General features: G+C 63.7%; 20 protein-coding genes. 15 read left to right on the top strand and 5 right to left on the bottom strand.

Going from position 1 to position 26,095, the window contains the following annotated elements; genetic code table 11:
• The first annotated feature begins 19 nt into the window (after positions 1 to 19).
• Positions 20 to 1,498, top strand: coding sequence for a sensor histidine kinase (locus tag FQ377_RS12395; RefSeq protein WP_148601586.1), 1,479 nt, complete (start codon positions 20 to 22; stop codon positions 1,496 to 1,498).
• Between the two features lie 149 nt (positions 1,499 to 1,647).
• On the opposite strand, the gene FQ377_RS12390 is transcribed toward FQ377_RS12395, so the two are convergent.
• On the bottom strand, positions 1,648 to 1,896 hold the full coding sequence (locus FQ377_RS12390; RefSeq protein WP_148601585.1) for a WhiB family transcriptional regulator: 249 nt from the start codon (positions 1,894 to 1,896) through the stop codon (positions 1,648 to 1,650).
• Positions 1,897 to 2,137: 241 nt separating this feature from the next.
• Between FQ377_RS12390 and FQ377_RS12385 the strand changes: the two genes are divergently transcribed.
• On the top strand, positions 2,138 to 2,560 hold the full coding sequence (locus FQ377_RS12385; RefSeq protein ID WP_148601584.1) for a hypothetical protein: 423 nt from the start codon (positions 2,138 to 2,140) through the stop codon (positions 2,558 to 2,560).
• Here FQ377_RS12385 and FQ377_RS12380 read toward each other — a convergent pair.
• On the bottom strand, positions 2,523 to 6,578 hold the full coding sequence (locus tag FQ377_RS12380) for an FtsK/SpoIIIE domain-containing protein (protein WP_148601583.1): 4,056 nt from the start codon (positions 6,576 to 6,578) through the stop codon (positions 2,523 to 2,525). The genes FQ377_RS12385 and FQ377_RS12380 overlap by 38 nt on opposite strands.
• Before the next feature lie 239 nt (positions 6,579 to 6,817).
• Between FQ377_RS12380 and FQ377_RS12375 the strand changes: the two genes are divergently transcribed.
• From FQ377_RS12375 to FQ377_RS12355, 5 genes are all read left to right on the top strand, one after another.
• Positions 6,818 to 8,107 carry a nucleotide sugar dehydrogenase gene (locus FQ377_RS12375; protein ID WP_148601582.1) on the top strand — a complete coding sequence of 430 codons (1,290 nt, stop codon included), beginning with the start codon at positions 6,818 to 6,820 and terminating at the stop codon, positions 8,105 to 8,107.
• A 72-nt stretch (positions 8,108 to 8,179) separates the two neighbouring features.
• A complete protein-coding gene (locus FQ377_RS12370; protein WP_148601581.1) occupies positions 8,180 to 8,776 on the top strand; it encodes an acyltransferase in 597 nt (198 codons plus the stop codon).
• The gene (locus FQ377_RS12365; protein WP_148601580.1) at positions 8,773 to 9,864 is read left to right on the top strand and encodes a DegT/DnrJ/EryC1/StrS family aminotransferase; all 1,092 of its coding nucleotides are present in this window, start codon (positions 8,773 to 8,775) and stop codon (positions 9,862 to 9,864) included. The genes FQ377_RS12370 and FQ377_RS12365 overlap by 4 nt, the downstream gene beginning before the upstream one ends.
• Before the next feature lie 3 nt (positions 9,865 to 9,867).
• Positions 9,868 to 10,854 carry a Gfo/Idh/MocA family protein gene (locus FQ377_RS12360; RefSeq protein ID WP_148601579.1) on the top strand — a complete coding sequence of 329 codons (987 nt, stop codon included), beginning with the start codon at positions 9,868 to 9,870 and terminating at the stop codon, positions 10,852 to 10,854.
• A gap of 2 nt (positions 10,855 to 10,856) precedes the next feature.
• Positions 10,857 to 12,008, top strand: coding sequence for a glycosyltransferase (locus FQ377_RS12355; protein WP_148601578.1), 1,152 nt, complete (start codon positions 10,857 to 10,859; stop codon positions 12,006 to 12,008).
• Between the two features lie 73 nt (positions 12,009 to 12,081).
• On the opposite strand, the gene FQ377_RS12350 is transcribed toward FQ377_RS12355, so the two are convergent.
• Positions 12,082 to 13,218 (bottom strand): glycosyltransferase family protein, encoded by a 1,137-nt coding sequence (locus FQ377_RS12350; protein WP_148601577.1) that lies wholly within the window; start codon positions 13,216 to 13,218, stop codon positions 12,082 to 12,084.
• Positions 13,219 to 13,410: 192 nt separating this feature from the next.
• Here FQ377_RS12350 and glf point away from each other — a divergent pair, with 192 nt between their 5' ends.
• From glf to FQ377_RS12330, 4 genes are all read left to right on the top strand, one after another.
• A complete protein-coding gene (glf, locus tag FQ377_RS12345) occupies positions 13,411 to 14,598 on the top strand; it encodes a UDP-galactopyranose mutase (protein ID WP_148601576.1) in 1,188 nt (395 codons plus the stop codon).
• Complete coding sequence (locus tag FQ377_RS12340; RefSeq protein ID WP_262364443.1) at positions 14,595 to 16,616, top strand: glycosyltransferase; 2,022 nt, start codon at positions 14,595 to 14,597, stop codon at positions 16,614 to 16,616. The genes glf and FQ377_RS12340 overlap by 4 nt, the downstream gene beginning before the upstream one ends.
• A 74-nt stretch (positions 16,617 to 16,690) precedes the next feature.
• Positions 16,691 to 17,512, top strand: a complete 822-nt coding sequence (locus tag FQ377_RS12335; protein ID WP_262364442.1) for an ABC transporter permease — start codon at positions 16,691 to 16,693, stop codon at positions 17,510 to 17,512.
• Positions 17,513 to 18,241 carry an ABC transporter ATP-binding protein gene (locus FQ377_RS12330; protein ID WP_148601575.1) on the top strand — a complete coding sequence of 243 codons (729 nt, stop codon included), beginning with the start codon at positions 17,513 to 17,515 and terminating at the stop codon, positions 18,239 to 18,241.
• A gap of 28 nt (positions 18,242 to 18,269) precedes the next feature.
• On the opposite strand, the gene FQ377_RS12325 is transcribed toward FQ377_RS12330, so the two are convergent.
• Entirely contained in the window at positions 18,270 to 20,234 is a 1,965-nt protein-coding gene (locus FQ377_RS12325; RefSeq protein WP_148601574.1) for a DUF6541 family protein, read from the bottom strand.
• Between the two features lie 458 nt (positions 20,235 to 20,692).
• On the opposite strand from FQ377_RS12325, the gene FQ377_RS12320 reads away from it, so the two are divergent.
• From FQ377_RS12320 to FQ377_RS12305, 4 genes are all read left to right on the top strand, one after another.
• Positions 20,693 to 21,358 (top strand): glycosyltransferase family 2 protein, encoded by a 666-nt coding sequence (locus tag FQ377_RS12320; RefSeq protein ID WP_262364441.1) that lies wholly within the window; start codon positions 20,693 to 20,695, stop codon positions 21,356 to 21,358.
• Between the two features lie 5 nt (positions 21,359 to 21,363).
• Positions 21,364 to 21,780, top strand: a complete 417-nt coding sequence (locus tag FQ377_RS12315; protein ID WP_148601573.1) for a DUF2304 domain-containing protein — start codon at positions 21,364 to 21,366, stop codon at positions 21,778 to 21,780.
• Positions 21,777 to 23,573 carry an ABC transporter ATP-binding protein gene (locus FQ377_RS12310; RefSeq protein ID WP_148601572.1) on the top strand — a complete coding sequence of 599 codons (1,797 nt, stop codon included), beginning with the start codon at positions 21,777 to 21,779 and terminating at the stop codon, positions 23,571 to 23,573. The genes FQ377_RS12315 and FQ377_RS12310 overlap by 4 nt, the downstream gene beginning before the upstream one ends.
• A 125-nt stretch (positions 23,574 to 23,698) precedes the next feature.
• Positions 23,699 to 24,808, top strand: a complete 1,110-nt coding sequence (locus FQ377_RS12305) for a glycosyltransferase (RefSeq protein ID WP_187393358.1) — start codon at positions 23,699 to 23,701, stop codon at positions 24,806 to 24,808.
• A 1,075-nt stretch (positions 24,809 to 25,883) separates the two neighbouring features.
• Here FQ377_RS12305 and FQ377_RS14895 read toward each other — a convergent pair.
• Positions 25,884 to 26,095, bottom strand: a 212-nt coding sequence (locus tag FQ377_RS14895; protein WP_187393357.1) for a hypothetical protein, incomplete at its 5' end; no start/stop codon positions are given.

Genomic DNA, 26,095 nt, shown 5'->3' with positions numbered 1-26,095 from the left:
CCGGCGACAGAGAGACCCCATGGCTATTTTCACGGACCCGATCCGCGAGTACGACGGCTTCGAGCCCGGCGACGCCGAGTGGCTGCACCTGCTCGTGGGGGACTGGCAGATGGTCGCCGATCTCGCGTTCGCGGACCTGGCCCTGTGGTTCCCGCTGGACGACGGCGGCTACGTCAGCCTCGCGCATGCCCGCCCGTCGACCACGCACACGGTCTTCCACACGGACTTCGTGGGCGAACGCATCCGCGCCGACCTCCAGCCCCTCGTCGACGCCGCGTGGTCGTCCCAGAAGATCGGACGTGCCGCCGACACGGGCCCCACCACCGCGGCCGCGATGCGGGTCGAGGCCGTCCCGATGGTCCGTAACGGGCGCACCCTCGCCGTCGTGACCACCCACCTGGACCTGTCGACGTCGAGGATGCCGTCGCGGCTCGAGATGACGTACCGGCAGTGCGCTGACGACCTCCTGCGCATGGGGACGCTCGGGCTGTGGCCGGACTTCGCCACACCGACCGGTGCGCGCCGTGGTGCGCCCCGGGTGGGGGACGGACTGATCCGGCTCGACGTCGACGGGATCGTCCAGTACGCGAGCCCCAACGGCGTCTCCGCGTTCCGCCGGCTGGGCGACGTCGAGACGCTCGAGGGGCGGACGCTGGCCGAGATCACGACGGCGCTGCTCAAGGACCGCCGGCTGGTCGATGAGACGCTGCCCCTCGTGGTGACCGGGCGGATGCCGTGGCGGACCGAGATCGGGTCCCACGGCGTGAGCCTGTCCCTCAGGGCGATCCCGCTGCGTGACGAGAAGGAGCGGTTCGGTGCCATCGTCCTGTGCCGGGACGTCTCCGAGCTGCGCCGCCGCGAGCTGGAACTGGTCTCGAAGGACGCCACGATCCGCGAGATCCACCACCGGGTGAAGAACAATCTGCAGACGGTGGCGGCACTGCTACGCATGCAGTCCCGGAGGATGGTCAGCGAGGAGGGCAGGCTGGGACTCGACCAGGCCATGCGCCGCGTCTCGACCATCGCGCTGGTGCACGAGACGCTGTCGCAGGGTCTCGCCCAGCGCGTCGATTTCGATGAGCTGATCGGGCGCCAGTTCCTCCTCAGCGCCGAGGTCGCGTCCCCCACGCAGACCGTCAGGACGGAGCGCAGCGGTGACTTCGGTGAGCTCCCGAGCGATCTGGCGACACCGCTGGCGCTGGTCATCAACGAGCTGGTGACGAACGCGGTGGAGCACGGGCTCTCCGGTCGGGTCGGCACCGTATGGCTGATCGCGAATCGTCGCACGAAATCCGACGGCCAGGAGATCCTGCGGGTGACGATCAGCGACGACGGCATCGGCCTCCCGCCGGAGGGTCATGCCGAGGGCCTCGGCCTGCAGATCGTCAGGACCCTCGTCACGAGCGAGCTCGACGGCACGATCACCTGGAGCAATCGGACGGGCGGAGGCACCACTGTGGTGCTCGAGCTCGATCTTCCGCTGGACGGCTCACAGTAGTCCGGGACTCCACCACCTGCCCCACGGTGATGGAGCATGAACATCACCGTGGGGCAGGAACGCCGAAGGGCCGCCCGCGGGCGGCCCTTCGACTGCGCCGGTCCTGCGACCGGCCGTGCTCTGCTCTGTGTCGTGCTGGCGCCCGGCGCCTACGAGGCGCGACGTGCCCTGGCGGCGCGGCGCTTGAGCGCACGACGCTCGTCCTCGCTCAGCCCACCCCATACTCCGGCATCCTGACCGGACTCGATGGCCCACTGGAGACAGGTCTCCTGCACCTGGCAGCGCCGGCACACGCTCTTGGCTTCCTCGATCTGCAGCAACGCCGGTCCGGTGTTACCGACGGGGAAGAACAGCTCCGGATCCTTGTCCAGGCATGCTGCGCGACTTCGCCAATCCATGATGATCACATTCTCCTTCGGCCTCGCTCGTCCTGCTTGTGAAAACATTCACGAGGGGCCACATAGTAAAGGGGCCGATCTCGGCCCCCGGGTCTCAACTGCTTTTAAGGCTGTCATGTTCCCAACGGGTAAACAAGTGTTTTCCCCGCCCTCTTTGCCTTGACAGGTGAGGGGTCGGTCACAGCGGAGCTGCTCCCACGAGGGCGCTCAGGGCCGCAGCGGTGTCGGGTAGGGTTCGGGTGTGACCGTCGATCCCGCACCCCAGCCCGCCGTCCGGCCGCCCGGTGTCCTGCTGATCGGCGGTGTCCTGGTGGTCCAGGCAGCGGCCCTGGTCCTGCTCGCGGTCCGCTTCATGCTCACGATCTTCGGACCGGATCCCCTCTCTGTGGGTGGGTCGGTGTTCATGGCCGTCCTGCTGGTGCTGCTCGGGGCCGGGCTGGTCACTCTCGCACGCCGACTGGCCGGCGGATTCCGCTGGCCGCGCTCACCCGCGCTCGTCGTCCAGCTGTTCCTCGTGATCCTCTCCTTCCCCTACTTCTCGGCGGGCAATCCGCTGTTCGGTGTCCTGCTGCTGGTGCCGGCTGCCGCTGTCATCGTGACGCTGTTCTCAAGACCCGTGGTCCAGTTCACGGTGCGCCCGGTGGGCTCCGGAAAAATGCTCTAGCCGGAGCGCCGACCGGAGCTGTCTGCAGGGGACCGGTGTCGGGCGCGTCAGCCGGCCACGCGATCTGCAGCTCGACGGCCCCGGACGGCTCGCAGGCCCAGCCGCGTCCCGCCGCGGGCGGACCCTCCACCTCAGGTCGCAGTCCGAAGAAGTCCCCGTCCGCGGGCGTCCTCGGTGCGAGGACCATCCCGCGGCCGGATCCCCGGGCCTGCAGGGACAGGGGAACCCGGGTCAGGAGGGCAGGACCGGGTGCGGCGGAGAGGACGGCGGCAGCGCCGGCGGTCACGAGGGAGCTCAGGATCTGCTGCACGTCCGCAGGGAGCCTATCGGCGTCGTCGACCAAGGCGATGATCCGCTCGGGCGGGACCTCACCGCACCCGTGGTCCCGCACACCCCGCCAGTACTCGGGCGCTCCGGTGCCCGGCGGTGGAGCCAGGAGGCGGCGCCCGGCGCGGAGGTGTTCGGGCGATCGTGCGAACACCCGCAGCACGGTGGAGCGCCCCGAGCCCGGTGGACCCAGCACCAGGTACACCTCGCCGGAAAGCAGGGAGACGGACAACGTGGCCAGATCGTCCCCGTGCACCCCTACCGTGATGGCACCCGCAGGGCAGCTCCGTCGTTCGCCGGGGCCTCTGCGGAGTTCGTCGAGCCGGATCAGGCGTGGCAGCGGATGCACCGGGAAGGGGGCGGTCACGGGCGGCCGGGGCGGCTCGGTGACCGCGTCCTGTCCGGCCGGGTCGGCGATGAGCTGGCAGGCGCCGTCACCGGAGGCACCCGTGAGCGGACCCTGGACGAAACCACGTCCTGCGACGGCATCGAGCAGTGGAAGCTTCGGCCAGGTGAGCGTGGTCTCCTGGTGCGCGCCGAGCGGTAGATACACGCGGTTGGGAAGGAGGGCGAAGAAGCGGGCGGTCGTCAGTTCGCGGTCGCCGCTGATGAGGATGCTCACCCCGCGGGTGACGCCGTCCCGCGCCACCGTGTGCAGATCCTCCTCCGCCTGGAGGGAGCGGCCCTGCCGGAACCGGGTACTCCAGTGACCCCATCCGGTGATCACGAGGACGATGTGGGGCCGCGAGCCCGGCTCCTGCAGGGGCAGGGATGCCAGCCGGGAGAGGACCCGGCCGGCCCTGCGGGTCTCGTGGGAGTGCACGTACGCGCCGATCTGGGCGAAGTCGCGGGAAGCACTCAGGGACCCGTCGCCGTCGAGGAGATACAGGTGCAGGTCGGGGTCGATCACCGGTAGCCGTGACACCGAGGACGCGAGGGCCGCCGTACTTCCGCTCCCACCAAGGCCCACCAGGGCGAGATGGGAGTGGCCTCCCGGATGCCACAGGAGGAGGCGCTGGGTCTGTACGTCGGGGAAGTCGGCGACGCCCAGAGGGACGGCTTCCCCGGGCGGACAGCGCCCGGGCCGATCCGCGGGCTGATATCCGGACACGGCAGCCGCCGGCAGGAGCGTCGGCAGCGGTGGGAGGACGGGACGGGACAGCTGCAGGGTGGGGGAGTCGCCCGCGGCAGCACCGAGGGCCCTCACCGCCGTGTCGAGCACGCCGGCCGGAGCTGCGGGATCAGGCCCGGGCGCCGCGCGCGCTGCAGGGTCCTCTCCGGTGACGTATGCGGCGAGATCCTGCCACCCGGTCGTCGTCGACGCCGGGGGCCTGGACGACGACGAGGCCACCTGGAAGGCCACCGGTACCTCCCCTCCCCGGCGCAGATAGGCGCGGCCCGGAAAGTCGACGCCGATCTCGGCTGCCGCGCCCGATCCGAGGAGATCGTGGGACTCCATGGCCGTCTGGACCCGCAGGAGGATGGACGAGGTGATGTTGGCCCGGAGGTCGGGCGTCACAGCACCCTGGGCCCGCTGAGTGGCCAGCACGAGGTGCACCCCCAGCGAGCGCCCGAGGGCAGCGATCTTCAGCAGATCCTGCACAGCGCCGGGGACATCCTCGCTCAGCATCCTGAACTCGTCGATGACCACCAGCAGCCGCGGAGGGCAGGCGGCGGGTGCCACCTGGCGCAGCTCGCCCAGATCGGAGGCACCGTGATCGGCGCAGAGTGTCTCGCGCCGTCGGAGTTCCGCCCGGAGCGAGGTCAGGGCCCGCGCGGTGGATTCGGAGGAGAGATCCGTGAGGCTGCCGACGCAGTGCGGCAGAGCGGCCAGGGCCCCCAGCCCTGAGCCTCCCTTGTAGTCGATCAGCAGCATGGTCAGCAGCTCCGGCGGCTGATCCACCGCCAGGGCCAGGACGAGGGTCCTCAGGAACTCCGACTTGCCGGAACCCGTGGTCCCGGCGACCAGGAGGTGCGGGCCGTCGTCGACGAGATCGAGGAACAGATCGCCACTCGCCGCCCGGCCCAGGCGGGCCACGGGGTGTCCGGGATCCGCCCGTGCCCAGTGCGGCCGCGCCGTCTCCGTCAGTGCCCCGGGGCTCAGGTCCCCGGTCCACAGGGAGGCCGAGCGGGGAAGCCCGCCCGCTGTTCCCGCGGTGAGCCTTGCTCGCGCGAGAGCCAGTGGCTTCGAGCGGGCGAGCAGACGTGCTGTCCGCTCGAACACGTGGCTGGAGACGCCATCCACCCGGACGTCGAGGTCGATGCCGCCGAGCCGGGCCCGGGCGGATCCGGAGCAGAGCCGCACGTGGTCCGTGGACAGATTCTGGTCGGTCACAGCGTCGCCCCCGCGGAAGTCGATGATGCAGACGTGCGGCGCTGCGCTCATGTCGGGTAGATCGTCCGAGAACTGGAAGACGAGGAGGAGGGACGAGCTGGCCGTGAGCGACGCGAGCACTCGGACGTCGTGGCTGAGCCGGACGTTCGGCAGGAAGCGGGCGTGCCGGGGCACCTCGGAGGGTGGACCCCAGCAGAGGACCGGCGGAGGATCGGCGGCCGGGTGGGCGAGCTGCAGCAGGAGGGCACGAGACAGGGCGTGGACGGCGTCGGCCTCACCGGTCACCGTCATGCTGTTCGGCGCCGCGCCGGCTGCACGGATTGCGCACGGCAGGAGGAGGGGTAGCTCCGGCAGGACGGGCGGGACGAAGCCCTGATCCGCCCGATTGACGGTCAGCCGGGCCGGCTGTGCCGCCAGGCCCAGGCGCAGCAGGGCGAGCGTCGGTGCGCGCGGCTCTTCCCGGTTCCCGGGCAGTATCGGATCGGCACTGTGGCGCAGGGCGTCGAGGGCCGTCTGTCCCGGATCCGGCACGGCGCGACTGCGGCGGTCGCGGTCCTGCCCGGCGGCACGGCACACGGTGCGGGCGAAGTCCTTCGAGCTGCGGCGATAGGTCAGGAGCGGAACCATGCCGGTCACGGCGGACAGGGCGCTGAAGGCGAGGAAGAACCACATGCCGGTGGTCAGGGCCAGGACGACGCCGAGGACGAGCGGCAGGAAGGCGGTGAGCACGAGGATGCGCGAAGGTTTGGCCGGGAGCTCGACGCCGAGGGGTATCGGGGCGAGAACATCGACGGCAGGGGAGGGGAGCCACTCCGTGCCATCGACCAGTTCGAGGCCGCACCGACTCGTTCCGAAGGCGACGACGGCAGCCACGGTGATCAGCGCCGTCGTGATGGGCTCGTCATCCACCACAGTGCCGTTCGCCGAGCCCAGATCCTCCAGCGTGATGGTGTCCGCGCCCACCGTGAGGAGCGCCTGGCGCCGCGACAGGGCCGGATCGGCGATGACGATGTCGCTGTCCGCGCGACCGATCGTGTAGCTGCCGCGCGTGAGCGGAACCACCTGGCCGGCGTCGGGGCCCGATCGGACCACGAAGACGAGGTGGGGGAGTCGCTCCGATCGGGGAGGACAGGGCTGGAGGCCTGCCACGACCACCGCGCCGTCCGGCAGCGCGCCGGCCAGTGGCGACAGAGTTGTGAGGGGCACGCCGTCCACGGTGAAGGGGCCGCGGTGTCCCGCGGCCTCGAGACGCTCTGCCAGCGTGACGCCGGAGCGCAGCACATCGGTGTCGACGACGATCTCGCGGGCAGGGAATACCGCCGGGGGAGCATCCACGAGGGTGATGTGAAGATCCATGAAGCCTCCTGACGCAGTCCTGCTGGTTCGAGACTAGGGACCGGGTCTCCGGAAGCGTGGGTGTGGGCTACGCATGTGGATACCGCCTCGTCCAACCCCGCTCGGCGGCTGCGCGTGGCGGACCGACACCCGCCGCGCGGGGGGCACTGCGAACGGCGATGTGGGCTGGTACCTATACGCTGGTGTGGGAATAAACCGCCGCAGTCGAGCGGGACATGAAGACGAAAAGGTGCTCTCACGTGAAAATTGCTGTCATTGCCCTGGGCAAAATCGGGCTGCCGCTGGCGGTGCAATTCGCCTCCAAGGGCCATGAGGTCATCGGCGTGGACGTGAACGCGGCAGTTGTGGCAATGGTCAACGAAGCACGCGAGCCATTCCCCGGCGAGGCCCACCTCCAGGAGAAGCTCTCGGAGCTGGTGCCGGCGGGCAAGCTGCGAGCCACCACCGACTACGCCGATGCTGTTCCGGGCGCCGACGCCGTCGTGCTCGTGGTTCCTCTCTTCGTCGACGCGGAGGCGCAGCCCGACTTCGGCTGGATGGACGCCGCCACTGCCGAGCTTGCGAAGCACCTCACCGCCGGCACCCTGGTCTCCTACGAGACGACGCTGCCCGTGGGCACCACCCGGGACCGCTGGAAGCCGGCGCTCGAGTCCGGCAGCGGACTCGTGGAAGGTCAGGACTTCCACCTCGTGTTCTCCCCGGAGCGGGTGCTGACGGGTCGCGTGTTCGAGGACCTGCGCAAGTACCCGAAGCTCGTGGGTGGTCTGTCGCCCGCGGGTGCCCAGCGTGCGGTGGACTTCTACGAGGCTGTCCTGGACTTCGATGACCGGCCGGACCTGCCGCGCGGGAACGGCGTATGGGATCTGGGGTCCGCAGAAGCTTCGGAGCTCGCCAAATTGGCGGAGACAACCTATCGCGATGTGAACATCGGGCTGGCCAACCAGTTCGCCCGGTACGCCGCGACGGTCGGCATCGACATCTATCAGGTGATCGAGGCCTCCAACTCGCAGCCGTACAGCCACATCCACCAGCCGGGCATCGCCGTCGGCGGGCACTGCATCCCCGTCTACCCGCGCCTGTACCTGTGGAACGACCCGTCGGCCACGGTGGTCCGCGCGGCGCGCGAGGCCAACGCCGGGATGCCGGACTACACGATCGGCCTCCTCGAGGGCGTGTACGGAGACCTCACGGGAGCGAAGGTCGTGGTGCTCGGCGCCGCGTACCGTGGAGGCGTCAAGGAGACGGCCTTCTCCGGTGTCTTCGCCGCCGTGGATGCCCTGACCTCGCGCGGCGCCGTCGCCGTCGTGAACGACCCGATGTACACAGACGAGGAACTCGAGAAGCTCGGCTTCGCGCCCTACCACTTCGGCGAGGCAATCGACGCAGCCGTGGTGCAGGCCAATCACGAGGAGTACGCCGGTCTGACCTCCGCCGATCTGCCGGGTATCAGGGCCTTCATCGACGGGCGCCGCGTGAGCAGCCCGGAGAAGTGGGCCGATGTGGACTATCGGGTCATCGGGCGGGCCTGACCACCATGCACGTCCCTCGGCGTCGCAGCTTCACAGGCGGCTCCGGCAGCTGCAGAGAGGAAATGAAGCACTATGAGCTACATCGCTGAGACCGCCGACGTGTCGCCTGACGCCTCCATCGGGCATCGTTCGAAGATCTGGCATCTTGCCCAGGTCCGTGAGGACGCCCACCTGGGAGAGAACTGCATCGTCGGGCGGGGGGCCTACGTGGGCACTGGCGTCCGTATCGGAGCCAACTCGAAGCTCCAGAACTATGCGCTGGTCTACGAACCGGCGGTTCTGGGGGAGGGTGTCTTCATCGGTCCCGCTGTGGTACTGACCAACGACACCTACCCCCGGTCCATCACGCCCGACGGTGGACTCAAGAGCTCGGAGGACTGGGAGCCGGTCGGCGTGACGGTGGAGAAGGGTGCGGCCATCGGGGCGCGCGCCGTTTGCGTTGCGCCGGTCACCATCGGAGCGTGGTCCACCGTAGCGGCGGGCGCGGTGGTCACGAAGGACGTACCGCCCTTCGCCCTGGTCGCGGGTGTACCCGCCAAACGCATCGGCTGGGTCGGCCGGGCCGGCCACCCTCTGCACGACGTCGGCGGCGCCTGGGTCTGTCCCGAGACGGCCGAGCAGTATGAAGAATTGAACGGAAAACTGACACTGGTAGGGGTAGAAGCATGAGCACTGGATTCATTCCCGCAGCGAAACCGATCGTCGGCGAAGAGGAACGCGCTGCCGTCGACGCCGTGCTGCTCTCGGGCATGCTCGCGCAGGGCGCCGAGGTAGCTGCCTTCGAGAAAGAGTTCTCGGAGGTGCTCCTCGACGGCCGAGGTGCGGTCGCGGTCAATTCCGGTACGGCAGGACTCCACCTGGGTCTCCTCGCCGCCGGCGTAGGGCCGGGGGATGAGGTCATCGTCCCGTCGTTCACCTTCGCGGCGACCGCCAACTCCGTGGCCCTCACCGGTGCCACGCCCGTTTTCGCGGACGTGGAGCTCGATCACTACTGCCTGGACATCGCCCACGTCACGAGTCTCATCACCGAGAAGACCAAGGGCATCATGCCGGTGCACCTTTACGGGCACCCGGCCAATCTCTCCGCATACCGGCAGCTCGCCGACGAGCGCGGCATCATGTTGTTCGAAGACGCCGCGCAGGCACACGGAGCGTCCTTCGACGGGCGGCAGGTCGGCACGTTCGGCGACTTCGCCATGTTCTCCCTCTACCCGACCAAGAACATGACCTCCGGCGAGGGCGGAATGGTCTCCACCGGAGATCCGGGGATCGAACGCCGCCTCCGACTGCTGCGCAACCAGGGGATGGAACGCCAGTACGAGAACGAACTGGTGGGATTCAACGCCCGGATGACGAATCTGCACGCCGCCATTGGCCGGGTGCAGCTGACCAAGGTGGGCGGCTGGACGGAACAGCGCCAGTCCAACGCGGCATTCCTCACGGCAAACCTCGAGGGTATTGTCCCGCCGGCCGTGGCCGACGGCGCCGTGCATGTCTACCACCAGTACACCATCAGGGTGGAAGGCGACCGCGAGGGTTTCGCCGCCGCGCTCAAGGACGAATACAACATCGGCTCCGGCGTGTATTACCCGATTCCGAATCATCGGCTCCCCTCCTTCCAGCGGACGGAGGACCTGCCGAATACGGAGATTGCCGCCCGCGAGGTCCTTTCCCTCCCCGTGCATCCCTCGCTCGACGCGGAGGACCTCGACCGGATCGTCACAGCGGTCAACGCCCTCGCGAAGGCCGGTGCCTAGCTCATGGCTGATCTGAGGGTAGGTCTTATCGGCCTGGGCATGATGGGCAGGAACCATGCCAGGGCCATCCGGGAGGTCGAGGGTCTGCAGCTCGTCGCCGTCGCCGATGCCTATGGTGATCCGCACGGAGCTGCCGGTGATCTTCCGCTCTGCGGGTCCATCGACGAGCTCATCGGCCAGGGTCTCGATCTGGCGGTCTGCGCAGTTCCCACCGGCCTCCATGAAGAAGTCGGTCTGGCACTCGCAGCCGCAGGCGTCCACACCCTCGTCGAGAAGCCCATCGCGGACACCGTGCAGGCAGGCCAGAATCTCGTCGAGGCATTCGAGGAAGCCGGGCTGGTCGGCGCTGTCGGGCACATCGAGCGCTTCAACCCCGCGCTGCAGTCCCTACGGAGCCGGATCGCCTCGGGCGACCTCGGCGAGGTGTACCAGATCGCCACGCGACGCCAGGGTCCGTTCCCTGCCCGGATCGCCGACGTCGGTGTGGTGAAGGATCTCGGCACGCACGATATCGACCTCACGTCCTGGCTGGCGCAGTCCCCGTTCGTCTCCGTATCGGCGCGCACCGGTACTCGATCCGGTCGGCCCCACGAGGACATGGTCACGGCATCGTGTCAGCTCGAGAACGGCGTCATCACGAGTCACCTGGTGAACTGGCTCTCTCCGATGAAGGAGCGAGTCACCGTCGTGACGGGGGAGAAGGGCGCCTTCGTCGCCGACACCCTCACGGCTGACCTCACGTTCTACGAGAACGGAACCTTCACAACGGAATGGGAGGCGGTCTCCAACTTCAGGGGAGTGTCGGAGGGCAACATCACCCGGCTGGCGCTCACCAAGCGCGAGCCTTTGCGCTCCGAACTGGAGGCGTTCCGTGATGCAGCTCTCGGAGTTGCCGACAATACGGTGACCATGCGCGAGGGTCTGAACACCCTTCGTGTCGCCGAAGCCATCATCGAGGCGGCTCGTGACGGCGTCGTCCGCGACCTCTGACCGTGGGTCTCCGCATTGCCGTCGCGACGCGCATCTTTGAACCGGAGACCGGCGCTGCCGCCTATCGGTTAGCGGCGACGGTCCGCCAGCTTGAGAAGCGCGGGCACGAGGTGATCGTCTACACGTCTCGCGCGCCCGGAGCCGAACGGTCAAGCCCGACAGTTCGTAGGTGGCCCGTCCTGCGGGACAAAACGGGTGCTGTTCGCGGATACGTGGAGTACGCGAGTTTCGACATACCACTCCTCTTCCGCCTCCTCCTCGGTAGAGCGTTCGATGTGATCATCGTCGAGCCGCCGCCCACCACCGGATTGATGGTCCGCATAGCTGCTGCAATACGTAGGCGACCGTTCGTCTATTTCGCGGCCGATGTCAGCTCCGTCGCTGCCGCTGGGATCGGGGTTCCCGCACCGGTCGTTCTGCTGCTCCGCACTCTCGAACGGTACGTCCTATCCGCAGCACGGTATGTCCTGACGGTCTCACCCGGCGTGTCAGACGCAGTTGTCAGCCTCACGCGCCGTCCAGAGCGTGTGGTGAACGTGGGGACCGGGGTCGACACCCGAAAGTTCTCTAGAGAAGGTCGAGCTACGCCCGAGCATGGCCGGTACTTCGTCTATGCGGGCACGATGTCCGAAATCCAAGGCGCCGGCGTCTTCGTCGATGGCTTCCTCAGGGTCATGGCGGAGTTCCCGGACGTCCGGCTGATCATGTACGGGTACGGCGTCGAAAGAGATGAACTCGTCGACCGCGCAGTACCTGCAGGAGAACGAATCAGCTTTCCAGGCACGGTCGACAGCGAGTTCCTCTCGAGTGTTCTCAGGGGAGCGGTGGCCGGGCTGGCGTCGGTGCGGCCAGCGAAGGGATACGACTTCGCTTTCGCCACCAAGGCCTTCGTCAGCCTCAGCTGTGGCACGCCGGTGATCTATGCGGGGGTCGGTCCATTGAAGGACATTGTCGCCGGGGAGAACCTGGGACTGAGTGTCGAATGGGACGCTGATGAGGTAGCGCTGGCGATGCGCCAACTCCTCACCAGCAGAAGGTCAGGCAGCGAGAAGCAGCGTCTCGCTGAGTGGGTTGAGGACAACTATTCGCTGACACGCGTCGGGGATCAAGTGGCAGCTGTTGTCGAGAGGATCCACGGAGTAAGTGGGAATTAGCTTGTCGGTGCACTGAACGATTGAACTCTATTTCATCGGGTCGCATCTGAGGTGTCGTCGTCTGCCCATATGGCTAAGGCAAGAGGTCCTTCAAAATTTTTCGCTGCGCTTCCTGGTCCCGTTCCGAACTCAAAGTTCGAGCCGCCAGGTGAGCATGCGACTTGAAAAGAGCAATGCCCTCACTAGTCATCTGTCGAAGAGCGTCCGCAAGTGCATCATCAGAGAAATCTTCAGCGATAACGCCCAAATCATATTCATTGATCAATCGGGACGTTTCTGGCGATGGGCTGAAGACAATGGCCAGACGTGCCTGAACGAAGTCGAAGAACTTGTTCGGCAGCATGAGGGCGTGGTTCTTCGTCTGAGGGGGCAAGCTGAAGATACCCACATCGTACTGATTCAGGGTGGTTGGTAGGTCCTCGGGGGTGACCGGACGATGGAGCGTCACATTTTCCGTGCCCGCCGCGAGTGATTCGAGGAATCTCAGATACTTCCCGCCATCTCGAGCAGTCACGAGATATAGATCGAGGGTGTACCCGGGACCTAGCTTGCCGGTGGCTGAGATCATGCCCTCGAGATTGCGGCCGGGTATTGCAGCACCACTATGCACGAGTCTGATAACGCCAGGCACCTGAGCGCTTGGCTGCAGGTCGATGAAGGGTCGAGCGTTGCGGACTGTCACAGCCTCGATAGAGAACTGTTCCTCATAGAGGCGGCCTATCGAGTCATTCACCACTGTCACTGCATCTGTTCGAGGCAGGTATTTCGAGCAGATAGCCGTCATGTACGGCTTGACGAGCAATCTCCACGAGAGGACGTGGACCCGTTCTTCAGGGGCCCACTCATGCATATCGCCCCATACGGGAGCGTGACCGGCAATCAGGTGAGCTAGGGGGAGGGCGCGCGCTTCATTCGCGACAACCAGATCAAAAGCGCGACCCTCAACCAGCCGCCTCGCTGCATGCACTGCGGGCGCCATCAATTCGACTTTTCGAAAAGCTCGAACTGCCAGAAGTGCGATGCCGGCGACGGTTTGAGGTAAGGATGGAAGCGATGCGTCCAATTCGAGGTGCTCGACCACCGATCGTGGCTTCTCGCCGTAACCAAGTGTTGTCACGTCACCAAATTCACGGAGGATGTCCAATTGGCGAAGGACGCGGGCGTCCGCCTGAATGTCGGAGAAGGAGATGCAGAGAATGCTTGGGCGCATGTCCCAACTCTAGGCCAGGTGAAGCGGAGTGAAGCGCCGGGTGGTAATGCTTGAAGCGTGTGATGGTGCAGGGTCCCAGTTCCAGGAATCGCGACGGACGGCCTATGAAGGATCAAGGAGACCGGTCGGGTATCCTTGAGCGGCGGGCATTGCGCTCTGCTGCCCGCATTCACCCTCTTGTCAGGAGACTTTGTGACCGCTGATCTCGTCGTCGTAGGAGCAGGCTTCTTCGGCCTGACCGTTGCGGAACGGGTCGCCAGCGAACTCGGACTGGAGGTGCTGGTCATCGACCGGCGCAATCACATCGGGGGGAACGCATACAGCGAGCGCGACGCCGAAACCGGTATCGAGGTCCACAAGTACGGAGCCCACCTCTTCCACACCTCCAACGAGCGGGTCTGGGAGTACGTGAACAGGTTCACCACCTTCACCGACTACGTCCATAAGGTTTACGGGGTCCACAACGGCGAGGTGTACTCCCTCCCGATCAACCTCGCGACGATCAACCAGTTCTTCCGGGCCAATTTGACCCCCGACGAGGCGCGGAGCCTGATCCAGGAGCAGGCTGGAGAGCTCGCGGGCTCCGACCCGCAGAATCTCAACGACAAGGGCATCCAGTTGATCGGGCGGCCGCTGTACGAGGCCTTCATCAAGCACTACACCGGCAAGCAGTGGCAGACCGACCCGAAGAATCTGCCGGCCGGCATCATCTCGCGGTTGCCGGTGCGCTACAACTACGACAACCGGTACTTCAATGACACCTACGAGGGACTCCCCACGGACGGGTACACGGCGTGGATAGAACGTATGGCGGACCATCCCAACATCACGGTGCAGCTCAGCACCGACTTCTTCGACGAGTCGCAGCCGCTGAACAAGAAGGATCTCGTCGGAACGGTGCCGATCATCTACACCGGCCCGGTGGACAGGTACTTCGACTACGCCGAGGGCGAGCTGTCCTGGCGCACCATCGATTTCGAACAGGAGGTCCTCGAGACCGGGGACTTCCAGGGCACTTCCGTGGTCAACTACAACGACGCCGAGACACCGTTCACGAGGATCATCGAGCCCCGCCATTTCCACCCCGAGCGTGGCTACCAGACCGAGAAGACCGTCATCATGCGCGAGTTCTCGAGATTCGCCGAGTCGGGTGACGAGCCGTACTACCCCATCAACACAGCGGATGACCGCCAGAAGATGCTCGCCTATCGTGACCTGGCGAAGGCCGAGAGCTCCGTCCTGTTCGGCGGGCGCCTCGGCACCTACAAGTACCTGGATATGCACATGGCCATCGGGTCCGCCCTGACCATGTACGACAACAAGATCAAGCCGCACTTCAGTGACGGCACCCCGCTTGAGAGTGGAGGAGTGGACGCGTGACCACTACTGCAGCAGCTGACCAGAAGCCGACCTCGGACAGTGTCGAGGCAACCTGGAAGACGATCCATCGTGTGGTGTTCCCGGAGACCGGGGACCTCGACACCATGCCGCTCTACGTGGACTTCAATAATCTCCAGCGGGTGCCCGAGCACAAGCCTGGGACCACGGAGGTGGACGCCGCAGCTTCCGGTGGCGCCGATGTGCACCCTGACTACGTGGTGGATCGCCGGTCCCTGTCACTTCCTGCCCACGAGCGAGTGTCACTCGGCACCTACTTCAACGCCTTCCCGGCGAGCTACTGGCAGGCTCACACGAGTGTCCGCACGGTGCGTCTGACCGTCGAGCTCGAGGGCGATGCGACCGTCGTCGTCTACCGGTCGACCTCCAGGGGTACGGCCAATCGGGTGAGCAGCACGCGCACCGGGTCGCGGTCTGCTCCGGTGGTCTTCGACCTCCCGATCGCGAGTTTCGGAGATGGCGGCTGGTACTGGTTCGACCTGGCAGCCCATAGCGGCGCCGTCCTGCTCACCAGCGCCGAATGGAGTGTTCCCGAGCCGGACGGCTTCCAGGCCGGGAAGCTGTCGATCGCCGTGACGACCTTCAACCGGCCCGACTACTGCGCCCGCAACCTCAAGGCACTGGGCGCCTCGCCGGACCTTCTCCCCGTCCTGCACAGGGTCATCGTCACCGATCAGGGCACGCAGAAGGTCCGGGAGGAAGCCGGGATTGATGACGCCGCGGAGTCACTCGGCCACCGTCTCGAGATCGTGGAACAGGCCAATCTGGGCGGGTCAGGGGGCTTCGCCCGAGGCATGCTGGAAACCGTCGAGGACGGGCAGAGCACCTATGTCATGCTCCTCGACGACGACGTCGAGATGGAGACCGAGGGCATCCTCCGCGCCGCCCAGTTCGCAGACTTCACCCGCAACCCCACCATTGTCGGTGGGCACATGTTCAACCTGTTCGAGCGCGCCGTGATGCACAACTTCGGTGAGGCGGTGCAACCCTACCGTTTCAGTTACGGCGGAGCGGAGAACACCCGGGAGGGTCACGACTTCGGGAGCAGTAATCTGCGTACAACGCCGTGGATGCACCGCCGGGTGGACGTCGACTACAACGGGTGGTGGATGTGCCTGATCCCCACCGAGATCATCCGCCAGATAGGCCTCGCCCTCCCGGTCTTCATCAAGTGGGACGACGTCGAGTACGGGATCCGGGCCAAAGCACACGGCTTCACGACCGTGTCACTGCCTGGAGCCGCCGTGTGGCACATGCCGTGGACGGAGAAGGACGACACGATCGACTGGCAGGCCTACTACCACCAGCGGAACCGCTGGGTCGCAACGCTCATCTACTCGCCGTACAAGCGCGGCGGACGGATGCCGAAGGAGAGCCTGGGCGTCGACGCCCGTCACCTGTTGTCGATGCAGTACTCTGCGGTGGAGTTGCGCCTGCAGGCGCTCGAGGACGTGCTCTCAGGGCCCGAGCACCTCCACCGCACCATCGGCACCAAACTGGGCGAGGTCCGCGCCACGCGAGCTTCCTTCGACGATGCACGGGTTTCCAAGGATCTGGCCGACTTCCCAGCCGTGAAGCGCAGCAAACCGCCGCACAAGGGTAAGAGTCCAGCCCCTGCGCGGAGCCGTTCCGCAGCCGTTGCGCGACTGATTGCAAGTGCCGCATACCAGGTGAGACCCGTCTCTGTAGCCGCGACCCAGAACCCGGAAGCCCATGTCGCAGCCGTCGATGCGCGCTGGTGGCGGTTGGCGCAGCTCGACTCGGCACTGGTCACGTCCTCGGACGGCACCGGGGCCTCCTGGCACAAGCGAGACGCCCAGAAGGCACGCGAGCTGGCGCTGCGCAGCGCCGATCTTCACCGTCGTCTGTATCTCCGGTGGGACGAGCTGGCCGAGCAGTACCGGGCAGCACTGCCCGACTTCACCTCACAGCATGCCTGGCGCCAGACCTTCGAGCTGGACGGCACTGCTCATGGCACGGACGCCGGGACCGGGGCGTGAGTGCTGGCGCTTCACGAGCCGGCGACGGCTCAGTCGGTCTGGTTTCGCCGGGACGCGGCGGAGGCCTCCGGGACGTGTTGGGAAGCAGATTCCTGCTCAAGCTCCTGGTGGACAAGGAGATCAAGGTCCGTTATCGCGGCTCGATCCTGGGCTTGCTGTGGTCCTATGTCAAACCTGGCGTCCAGTTCGTGGTCTTCTACATTGCCCTCGGTATCTTCCTCGGCCTCGAGCAGAGCGAGCGTAACCCTGCAGGTCTACCAAACTACGCAATTTATTTGTTCTCAGGGATCGTGCTGATCAACTTCTTCTCGGAAGCATTGAGCAATGCCTCACGGTCCATCGTGACCAACGGCGGCCTGATCAAGAAGATCTACCTGCCGCGTCAGCTCTTCCCGGTTTCTGCTATCTGGGTCTCCGGAATCCACTTCCTGCCCCAGATGGTGATCCTCGTCGGGGCCTGTCTCCTGACGGGCTGGACACCCTCCGTGCTCCAGGTCGGCACTGCCGTCCTCGGATTCCTGATCGTGGCCTTCCTCGCCACAGGCCTCGGCCTGATTTTCGGCGCTGTCAACGTCTACTTCAGGGACGCCGAGAACTTCGTCGACATGCTGCTCATGGTCGCCACCTGGGCATCGCCTGTCCTCTACGCGTGGACCATGGTCCGCGACCAACTGGGGGAGACCGCGCTCGACATCTATCTACTCAACCCGATCACCATCGGGGTGGAGTCCTTCCATTTCGCCTTCTGGATGCCGACGGCCGAGCAGACCCAGGGTCTGCCGCCGTCCTTCCTCTCGGTCTGGGTACCCGTAGGTCTGGCCATCTCGTTGATCGTCGTCGTCCTCGGGCAGCTGGTCTTCCGCCGGCTCGAGGGCCGATTCGCCCAGGAGCTGTGAATGTCCGTCTCGATCGAAATCAGAAAACTCGACAAACGCTTCGTCCTGCGCCATACGCGGTCCATCAAGGAGGCCGCACTGTGGCTCGTCAAAGGACGTAAGGGCGACCTCAGTCGGAAATTCGCCGCGCTGGACGACGTGAATCTCACGGTCCAGCAGGGGGAGACCGTCGCCCTGCTCGGTTTCAACGGCTCCGGGAAGTCGACGCTGCTCAAACACATCTCGGGAGTGATGCTGCCCGACGCGGGCTCCGTCCGGGTCCGGGGTAGGGTTGCCGGCCTGATCGAGGTGGGCGCCGGCTTCCACCCGGATCTCAGCGGCCGGGACAACGTGTTCCTCAACGGATCCATTCTCGGCATGACGGAGAAGCAGATACGGCAGCAGTTCGACTCCATCGTCGAGTTCTCCGAGATCGGGGAGTTCATCGACACCGAGGTCCGCTTCTATTCCTCCGGCATGTATCTCCGGCTTGCGTTTGCCGTGGCTGTCCACACGGACCCCGACATCTTCCTCATCGACGAGATCCTCGCGGTCGGCGACGAGCCCTTCCAGAAGAAGTGTCTCGCGAAGATCAGGGAGCTGAACGCGGCGGGGAAGACGCTCGTTGTGGTGAGCCATGATTTCGACATGGTGAGCAAGGTCTGTGAGCGCGGCGTCGTGCTCGAACACGGGCGCATCGTGAAGGACGGCAGCGTGAGCGAAGCCATCACCCATCTCCGCGCAGTGTGAAAGCCCTTCGTCGAACGATGAGCCTACCTCAGAAGCAGTTGGTCACTTCATAGAGCCTTGCATCGCCCTCGCGGTCGACGAGCTCCAGATTGGGGGCGTCGGCGACGTCGTCGAATGCGGGATAATCCTCGGCCTCCAGCCGGTCCAGGAGGTAGTAGTCCCCGAAGTCGAGCACGTACTCGACATTCTCCTCTCTGGCGATCGAGCAGGCCCTCGAGTCGTAGGTCGCGACGTCGAGCCTGTGGGAAAGAACGGAAAGATCAGGCGGTAGTGCTCGCGAGCTCATGTGGTACTGGGTCACCGCACGACCGCTGATCGCGTATGCAAGAGATCCACCGTTCCAAGGGTTGACGGCGATCACGGCATCCTCGGGCACTTCGTCGTCCAACCGTTCGAGCAGAGCCAGCTCATCGAGCGAGAGGATGGTCGGGTTTCCCTCCCACGTGTGGTTCTGCCTGCTCTCGATCACCATGTCATCAACCTGCCCATGCTGGCTCTGAAGCCCACCCAGAACCGCCACCACCGCCACGACCGCGCCGGCTACGGCTCGCAATCCGCGCGATGGTGTCGAGGACACGCGCAGCACCCCGAGCCACAGCCACGTGAGAAGGCCGGTTGCTCCGAATGCCGCGATCAGCACGGTCGGAAGAGGAAGAAGTGAAGCCAGGCGCTGGGGATCCTGATACCAGCTACCTACTATGGCCTGCCGGAAGGCGCCGCGGGGCTCTGCCGCTGAGACCACATAGAGGCTAACGACAACCCCGTAAACTCCCAGAAGCCAGACACGGCCGTTCCCAGCTTTGATCAGGCGAACCAATCCGACTGCTGTGCACACGGCGATGACGACGGGAATGCTGCGATCGTGGGGAGCGCTGGTAAGTGACTGTCCGATGGCACTGGCATAGCGGGTGAAGGGTAACCAGGTGTCATACCCAAGCAGCATGGCTCGCCAGACGACGACGAAAGCGGCGCAAAAAAGAATCGCTGCGAGTATCGGGATGACGGAGCCGCGGCGCCCTCGCGCCCCAAAACGGGCCTTGAGCCAACCGAGCCAACTGAAGATGGCGATCGGTAGCGACAGGGCCATGAGGGCGGTGAAGCCATTTGGTTGTGCGAGTACCAGCGCAGCGATTGCTGCCAGAAAGGCCACCCAGATTAGGCGGTAGTCGGTGTTCTCTGTTGATCGGACACGAAAGACCGCTATCGCGAGGGCAAGAGCTGCTGGCAGGATCGCATATGAAAGGAGATTCGGATACAGCGGGCCGAAATCGATGAGGCCCATGGGGAAGGCGGCGAACCCGGCGGAGAACAGACCTGCCGTTGCTAGCAGTACCGGCTGCGCTCCGAAGACGATCCGCGCAAGGAGCATGACGCTGATTGGCCACACCAGAGAGGCAATCGCAATGTTGAGCGCGTTGACCGCAATGGGGATGGGCTGTCCGGTCACTTCCACGATCAGCGCCGCAAAACCATGCCAAGCGGCGGGATACACAGCGATTTCGGCGGACGGACTCAGCATCCGCCCGAGAGTCAGAGTAGAGGCATCGCCCTTCTCCAGGACCCACCGCACCGCATTGAGATGGTAGACGTTGTCATAACGCTGCGCAATATTATTCGGATTGCCGAAGATTCGAATCAGATTGTAGGCGGAAGCGAGCCCTCCCATCATTACGCCTACCACTGCACCAAGGGCAGTCCTCCATTCGACTGCAACGAGAAGGGGGTGCCAGGTAATGTGAAAAACGAAGCGTCGTGCCAATGCCGCAATAATAAGAAGCACTGTGAGCGTCAATACGAAGTTAACGATCGACCACGGAATGCTCAGGAGTGACAGCAGCACTGCAGCCGAACCGATCACTGCGACAGAAAGAATCGGCGCTAGACCCAGGGAGAGAAAGCCGCGAACGTTGAGCGCCGCTAGGAGCGCGAGGCCCGGAAGGGTGAGCAATGCTATTGCTGCGGCCAGGGTAGGCAGGAGGCCCAACCAAGACATCTGTCTTCCTCCAGTTGAATCCGACCGCAATTTTCACAGCAACAGACGCGAGTAGTAATTGGCAAACTTCATGATATTATCACGGACTTGGAAGGGCGGTCCCGTAACGCTTCAGACTGGGCCGTCGAGACAGCTCAGCTCCCTCAACGCTACTCCGGTTCAGATTTAGCTGGGGACCGTCGGAACCGGCTGCACGCGAAGTGTCCGCAGGCCACTGATCAGCACATGATGAGAGGTATCAGTAGGGCATGACGCTGCCGATGGGCTTCCAAGCAGTGCGCAGCTATCCGCGGGTGCTACTGCCACGGTCCAGGAAGCGAAGGCTGCGTTTCTTCGCAGTGTAGGGTGACGCGGGCCGCTCGCATCCGCCTTCTCGAGGGCTTCCTCGACGAGCTTCAGCCGCCGCAGGTCGCCCTGGGGGCGCCGATGTCGCATGCGGTCTATGTGATACTTGACGGGTGAGCCGCACTTGGATTGTGATCCCGCTGTACAACGAGGCTCCTGTCATCGGTTCCGTCATCGAGGAACTTAGACACACCTTTCCGCACGTGGTCTGCGTTGACGACGGCAGCACCGACGCTTCGGCCAATGCCGCTCGTGCGGCCGGCGCAGTGGTAGTTCAACATCCGGTGAATTTGGGGCAGGGCGCAGCTCTTCAGACCGGTTTCGAGTACGTGCTCCTCGATCCAGCTACCACTTCAGTCGTGACGTTCGACGCAGACGGTCAGCATCGAGTGAGTGACGCGAAGGCGATGGTTGAGCGAGTGGAGTCCGGGGAAGCCCAGGTCGTCCTGGGGTCACGCTTTCTGGACAATCGCACACACATCGGCCGTGTCAGGCGCTTGGTTCTCCGAGTGGCAGCTCTTCAAGCACGATGGAGTACGGGGATGCGCCTTACGGATGCGCACAATGGATTGCGAGCACTCGATCGCAATATGGTCGCCAATATTTATTTGTCGCAGAACAGGATGGCGCACGCATCCGAGTTGATCCAGATAATTTCAGTCTCCAAGCCATCGTGGACGGAGCATCCCGTTGAAATTCGATACACCGAATACTCGAAATCTAAAGGACAGTCCTTGCTAAATTCTGTAAATATTTTGGCAGATCTGCTGTTTAGGTAAAATAAATGATTATTGTTGTGCAAATCGTTCTCGTCTGCGTAGTTCTCTTCGTGTCTTTGGTGCTTATTCGTGGCGGATCGAATGCCAAGCACATGGCGATTCGCAGGATTATGGTTCTACTTTTTGCTACCGGAGCAGTCCTTTCTATTTTTCTCCCTACGCTTCTAACTCGACTTGCTGCGGTCGTTGGAGTAGGTCGCGGTACCGATCTGATGCTCTACGCGTTCATCGTCTCGTTCCTCGTGTACATGTCAACAACGCATCAGCGCTTCCGCCAGTCCGAGGCAACCCTGACCAAGCTCTCTAGAAGAATAGCGCTGGATGAGGCAGACAAACCATGGCAGGCGTACGCCGCGTCGAACGCTGAGGAGTCTATCTCGACGAATGGGCTTCAAACACAGAAATCGGTAGATGACAAATGAATGCTTTACTCCAGATCAACCTCCGATTGCTCGACGTACTACCCCGGTCGGCCCGGAAGTTCTTGATCGGCTATGCTGCGCTGTCGTCGTCTCTTGCCCTGATTGACATCGTCGCTTTAGGTCTTCTGGCCGTGACGATGTCCAGCATCATCGCAGATCGACCGGTGGAGTTCGGCCCGGTCGTCATTGAAACGGTTTCCGGTTATGCCGCCGTCTTGGCTATTTTCTGTGCCCTAGTGATCCTTAAGAGTGCCCTGAATGTACTCCTGCTTCGTGTCGCCACAACCCGATTCGCTGCACACGAGGTGTCTATAGGGGACCGTCTGCTGGCTGCATATCTCCGCGCGCCCTGGGTGGACCGGTTGAAGCGCAACTCGTCGGAGCTCGTCAGATCAGTCGATTCTGGTGTATCCATCACGGTCTCCGGCGTCCTCATGCCCTCAATGGGTTTAGCGGGTGAGGTGGTCACGGTCCTCGCCGTCGTCATCGTGCTTCTGGTCAGCAACTGGATTACAGCGATCACTGCGATCATCTACCTCGGACTCGTGGCCCTTTTCCTGTCAAGAGGTATCTCCAAGCGAGCAGTTGCCAACGGCCGGCGCAACCGCCAGTTCTCGTTGCGGACAGTTCGTCTCATCACTGAGGCGATGGGCGCCCTTAAAGAGGTGACTTTGAAGGGGGCAACGGAGGACGTCGAACGAGCGGTCCATGCGAATCGTGTGCACTCTGCGAAGGCCCGTTCCATGGCGCTGTTTCTCGGACAGGTTCCTCGCTTCGTCCTCGAGTCGGCGCTTATTGGGGGCTTCATGCTGGTGGGGCTTGTCGGGTATTTCACTAGTCCTGCGGAGGTGGATCCGGTGAGTAACACGCTTGGTGCGATCGCCCTTTTCGGAGTCGCTGGCTTTCGCATCGTCCCTGCTCTGACGAGGTTCCAGTCGATCCTGTCGACAGTCCACTCAAGTACCCCTTTTGCGGAGCAGGTCCTGGAGGACATCAAGGAGGCCGAAGCACGGGCGAAGGATGAGGAATCGCCCGACCAGAGCGTCCTTCCTGTCGGTGTACCTGACATCATCCTCTCCAACGTTCGGTTCAGCTACCCGAACACCGAGACCCCAGCTCTGGTGGATGTCGACATGACTGTACCGGCCGGTTCCCGCGTCGCGGTCGTCGGTGCTTCGGGTGCGGGGAAGTCGACGCTCATCGACCTGTTGCTTGGTTTGCTACTACCAAGCTCCGGCGAAGTCCTCATTGGGGGGGTGCCGCTGCAGGAGGTGCTCCATTCCTGGCGTGCAAGGGTCGGTTATGTGCCTCAGGAAGTCTCCCTCTTCGACGCGTCGATCGCCCAGAATGTCGCTTTGACCTGGGACCCGGATGAGGTAGACGAGGATCGCGTGCGCCGCGCACTCGGTCGGGCTCAGATGCTCGATGCGGTCGAGTCGAGACCAGACGGTATTTTCGGTGTGGTTGGAGAACGAGGAATGGCGCTGTCCGGCGGCCAGCGGCAGCGGCTGGGTATCGCCCGTGGACTTTACCGTGACCCCGCTGTGCTCGTGCTCGATGAAGCAACCAGTGCACTCGACACAGCGACAGAAGCCGCGGTCACTGAAGCAATCCGGAATCTTGCGGGAAGCGTGACAACTATCACCGTTGCTCATCGGCTGTCGACCATCAAAGACAGTGATGTCGTCTTCTTCTTCGCTGACGGACGACTGGCTGGCCGTGGAACATTCGACGAAGTTGTCGCGCAGATGCCTGATTTCGCTAAGCAAGCAGCGCTTGCCGGGCTAGCCTGAATTGTCCGAAGTCTCAAAATGGGTGAGGTATTGAAATGGTAGAACTTGCGAACGGCAAGAGTGTGCCGTCTCGAAGGCCACGAGTACTGGTTCTGTCCTTCTCGCCCATCGTGCGCGATCCACGAGTGCTCCGACAGATCAGACTGCTCAGCGAAATCGCCGATATCGTCTCATGTGGGTACGGTGAGGCGCCGAGGGGCGTCGTCGAGCACGTGCAGATTCCCGACGACTTGAAGGCGTGGCGGACGGATTTCAAGTCCACTGCAACGCTCCTGACGATGCGCTTTTACGAGAGGCTCTACTTCGATTCGGAGCGGATCAAGTTCGTCCGTCGTGCGATTCCGGCCGGCTCAGTCGACGTGATCATAGCCAATGATGTTATTGCAGTGCCCCTTGCACTAGCTTTGCGTCCCGTCCGGGGCGTGCATGCCGACCTCCACGAGTACGCCCCTAGACAGGGTGAGGACCGGCTGCAGTGGAAAGTGCTTATTGGCCCGTTCATGCACTGGGCGGCACGCCAATACGTGACCAGAGCGGATTCCGTGACGACAGTCGCGAAGGGCATTGCTGAAGAGTACGCACGGGTGTATGGAATACCCGAGCCCCTGGTAGTGCCCAATGCTTCTTCGTATGACGGCCGTTACAGTCCGACCGAAGTTCAGATGCCGCTCCGACTGATTCACACTGGCGCTGCAGGGCGAGGACGTAAGATCGAGGTCATGATCGACGCGGTTGCCCGTGCAAATGAGATCCGTCCAGGGTCGACCACGCTCGACTTGGTCATGGTGCCGGGAGAACAGAAATACATTGATGAGCTCACGGCTCGAGCATCGGCTGTCTCCAACAACGCAGTCCGAATGAGACCTGCAGTTCCGTTCGATCAAATCGTGCCCATGTTGCAGAACTATGATGTTGGGATCTTCATTTGTCCGCCGAGTACCTTCAATCTTCTTCATGCGCTTCCGAACAAGCTCTTTGAATTCATTCAGGCTCGGCTTGCAGTCGTGATTGGACCGTCTCCTGAGATGGAGCGCATCGTTCGGCAATACGGGGTTGGAGCAGTCTCGAAGGATTTCAGCGCTGAGTCGATTGCACAGCTCCTTATGGACCTCACGCCGGAGGCAGTAGCGAATATGAAGCAGGCGTCGCACCGTTCTGCCCGAGAACTCAGCGCGGAAGAGGTCATGGGTCCGTGGACGGACGCCGTGCGAAAGCTGTTGAGAGCTGTCGGATGACGTTCGCGGACACGCAGAAAGTGAAAGCGCTCCATGTTCACGATGCTGCGAACGTAGGCAGGACCCTTGTTGATGCTGCCAATGAGATGGGGCAGTCCTGGTCCATGACGAACATCCCCTGGTACTACCGCCGTACTTGGAACGGTCTTCTCAAACACCCGGCACTGCGCACCCGGCCGGTGTTCTGGGATGGGACGCTTGCAGCGAGGAGCACTAGCCAGGATGTCGTGCATTTGCACACCGGGGGTTTGTCCCCACATATGCGATGGCTGAGAGTCCCTTGGGTCCTTCACCTGCACGGTACCGACGTGAGATCTCGTCAGTACGACGGATGGGCGGACAAGCTTCGCTTCGGTGCGCAGCACGCGTCGGCAGTACTGTATTCGACTCCCGATTTGCTCCCTCACGTACTCAATCTGGAGCCGCGGACCGAACCAATCTACTTCCCTGGGCCTGTGAATCTCGCAGGTGCACCCAAGTGGTCGCCTGTTCCGGGCCGAGTTATCTTTGCTTCGCGCTGGGAGCAAAGTAAGGGTGGGTCAGCACAGGTGGAGGTGGCGCGGGAGATACGAGCTAGGAACCCGGACGCGGAAATCATGGGCTTGCAGTGGGGGTCCGGCTCGGATGATGCCCGAGCAGCTGGGGTACGGTTGCTCCCGCGAATGAGTTCTGAAGAGTATACGAGGTGGCTTGCTAGTGCTTCCGTAGTGGTGGGACAAATGACTGATGCGCTAGGAATCAGTGAGCTTGAAGCTCTATCGGTTGGAGTGCCGCTCGTAAGCGGAGCTTCACCAGAATATTACCCAGAGCTGCGACTACTGGGAGAACCGTCAGTGAGCGGAGTTGCGGAGGCTGCGTCGCGTGTGCTCATTGACCCACAGGGTTTCTCTGATTTGCAGCAGGGTGCGCACTTCATCGCCGAGACACACGATGTGACTGACCGGGTCACTGACCTTCTTCGTATATATAGCTCGGTTCTTGCTCGGTCATGATCGTGGAGATTTTACAGGAGGCGTGACGGGGATGTAGTTGTGGAGCGCGCAGTACTTCTGAAGCGCGCTCCACAATTGATTCCTTAGAGTTTTCCGGTGTTGAGGGTGATGATGTTGAGCTCTCCGGTGGGTTTGAGGTTGCGGAGGGTGAGTGTGCCGTTTCGGTTCGGGGTGAGGGTTGCTGTTTGGTTGGGCATGGCGAAGTTCCGTGCTGCTGCGGGGATGGTGGTGGCTGACCAGTATTCGGTGGTCTTGATGCGTGGTTTCCATCCGCCGGTCCCGTTTCCGGGATAGA

The sequence above is a fragment of the Arthrobacter echini genome (assembly GCF_008107445.1).
Classification (GTDB): domain Bacteria; phylum Actinomycetota; class Actinomycetes; order Actinomycetales; family Micrococcaceae; genus Arthrobacter_D; species Arthrobacter_D echini_A.
The sequence above is the reverse complement of the archived record's forward strand: the minus strand, read 5'-3'. Positions and strand labels throughout refer to the sequence as shown.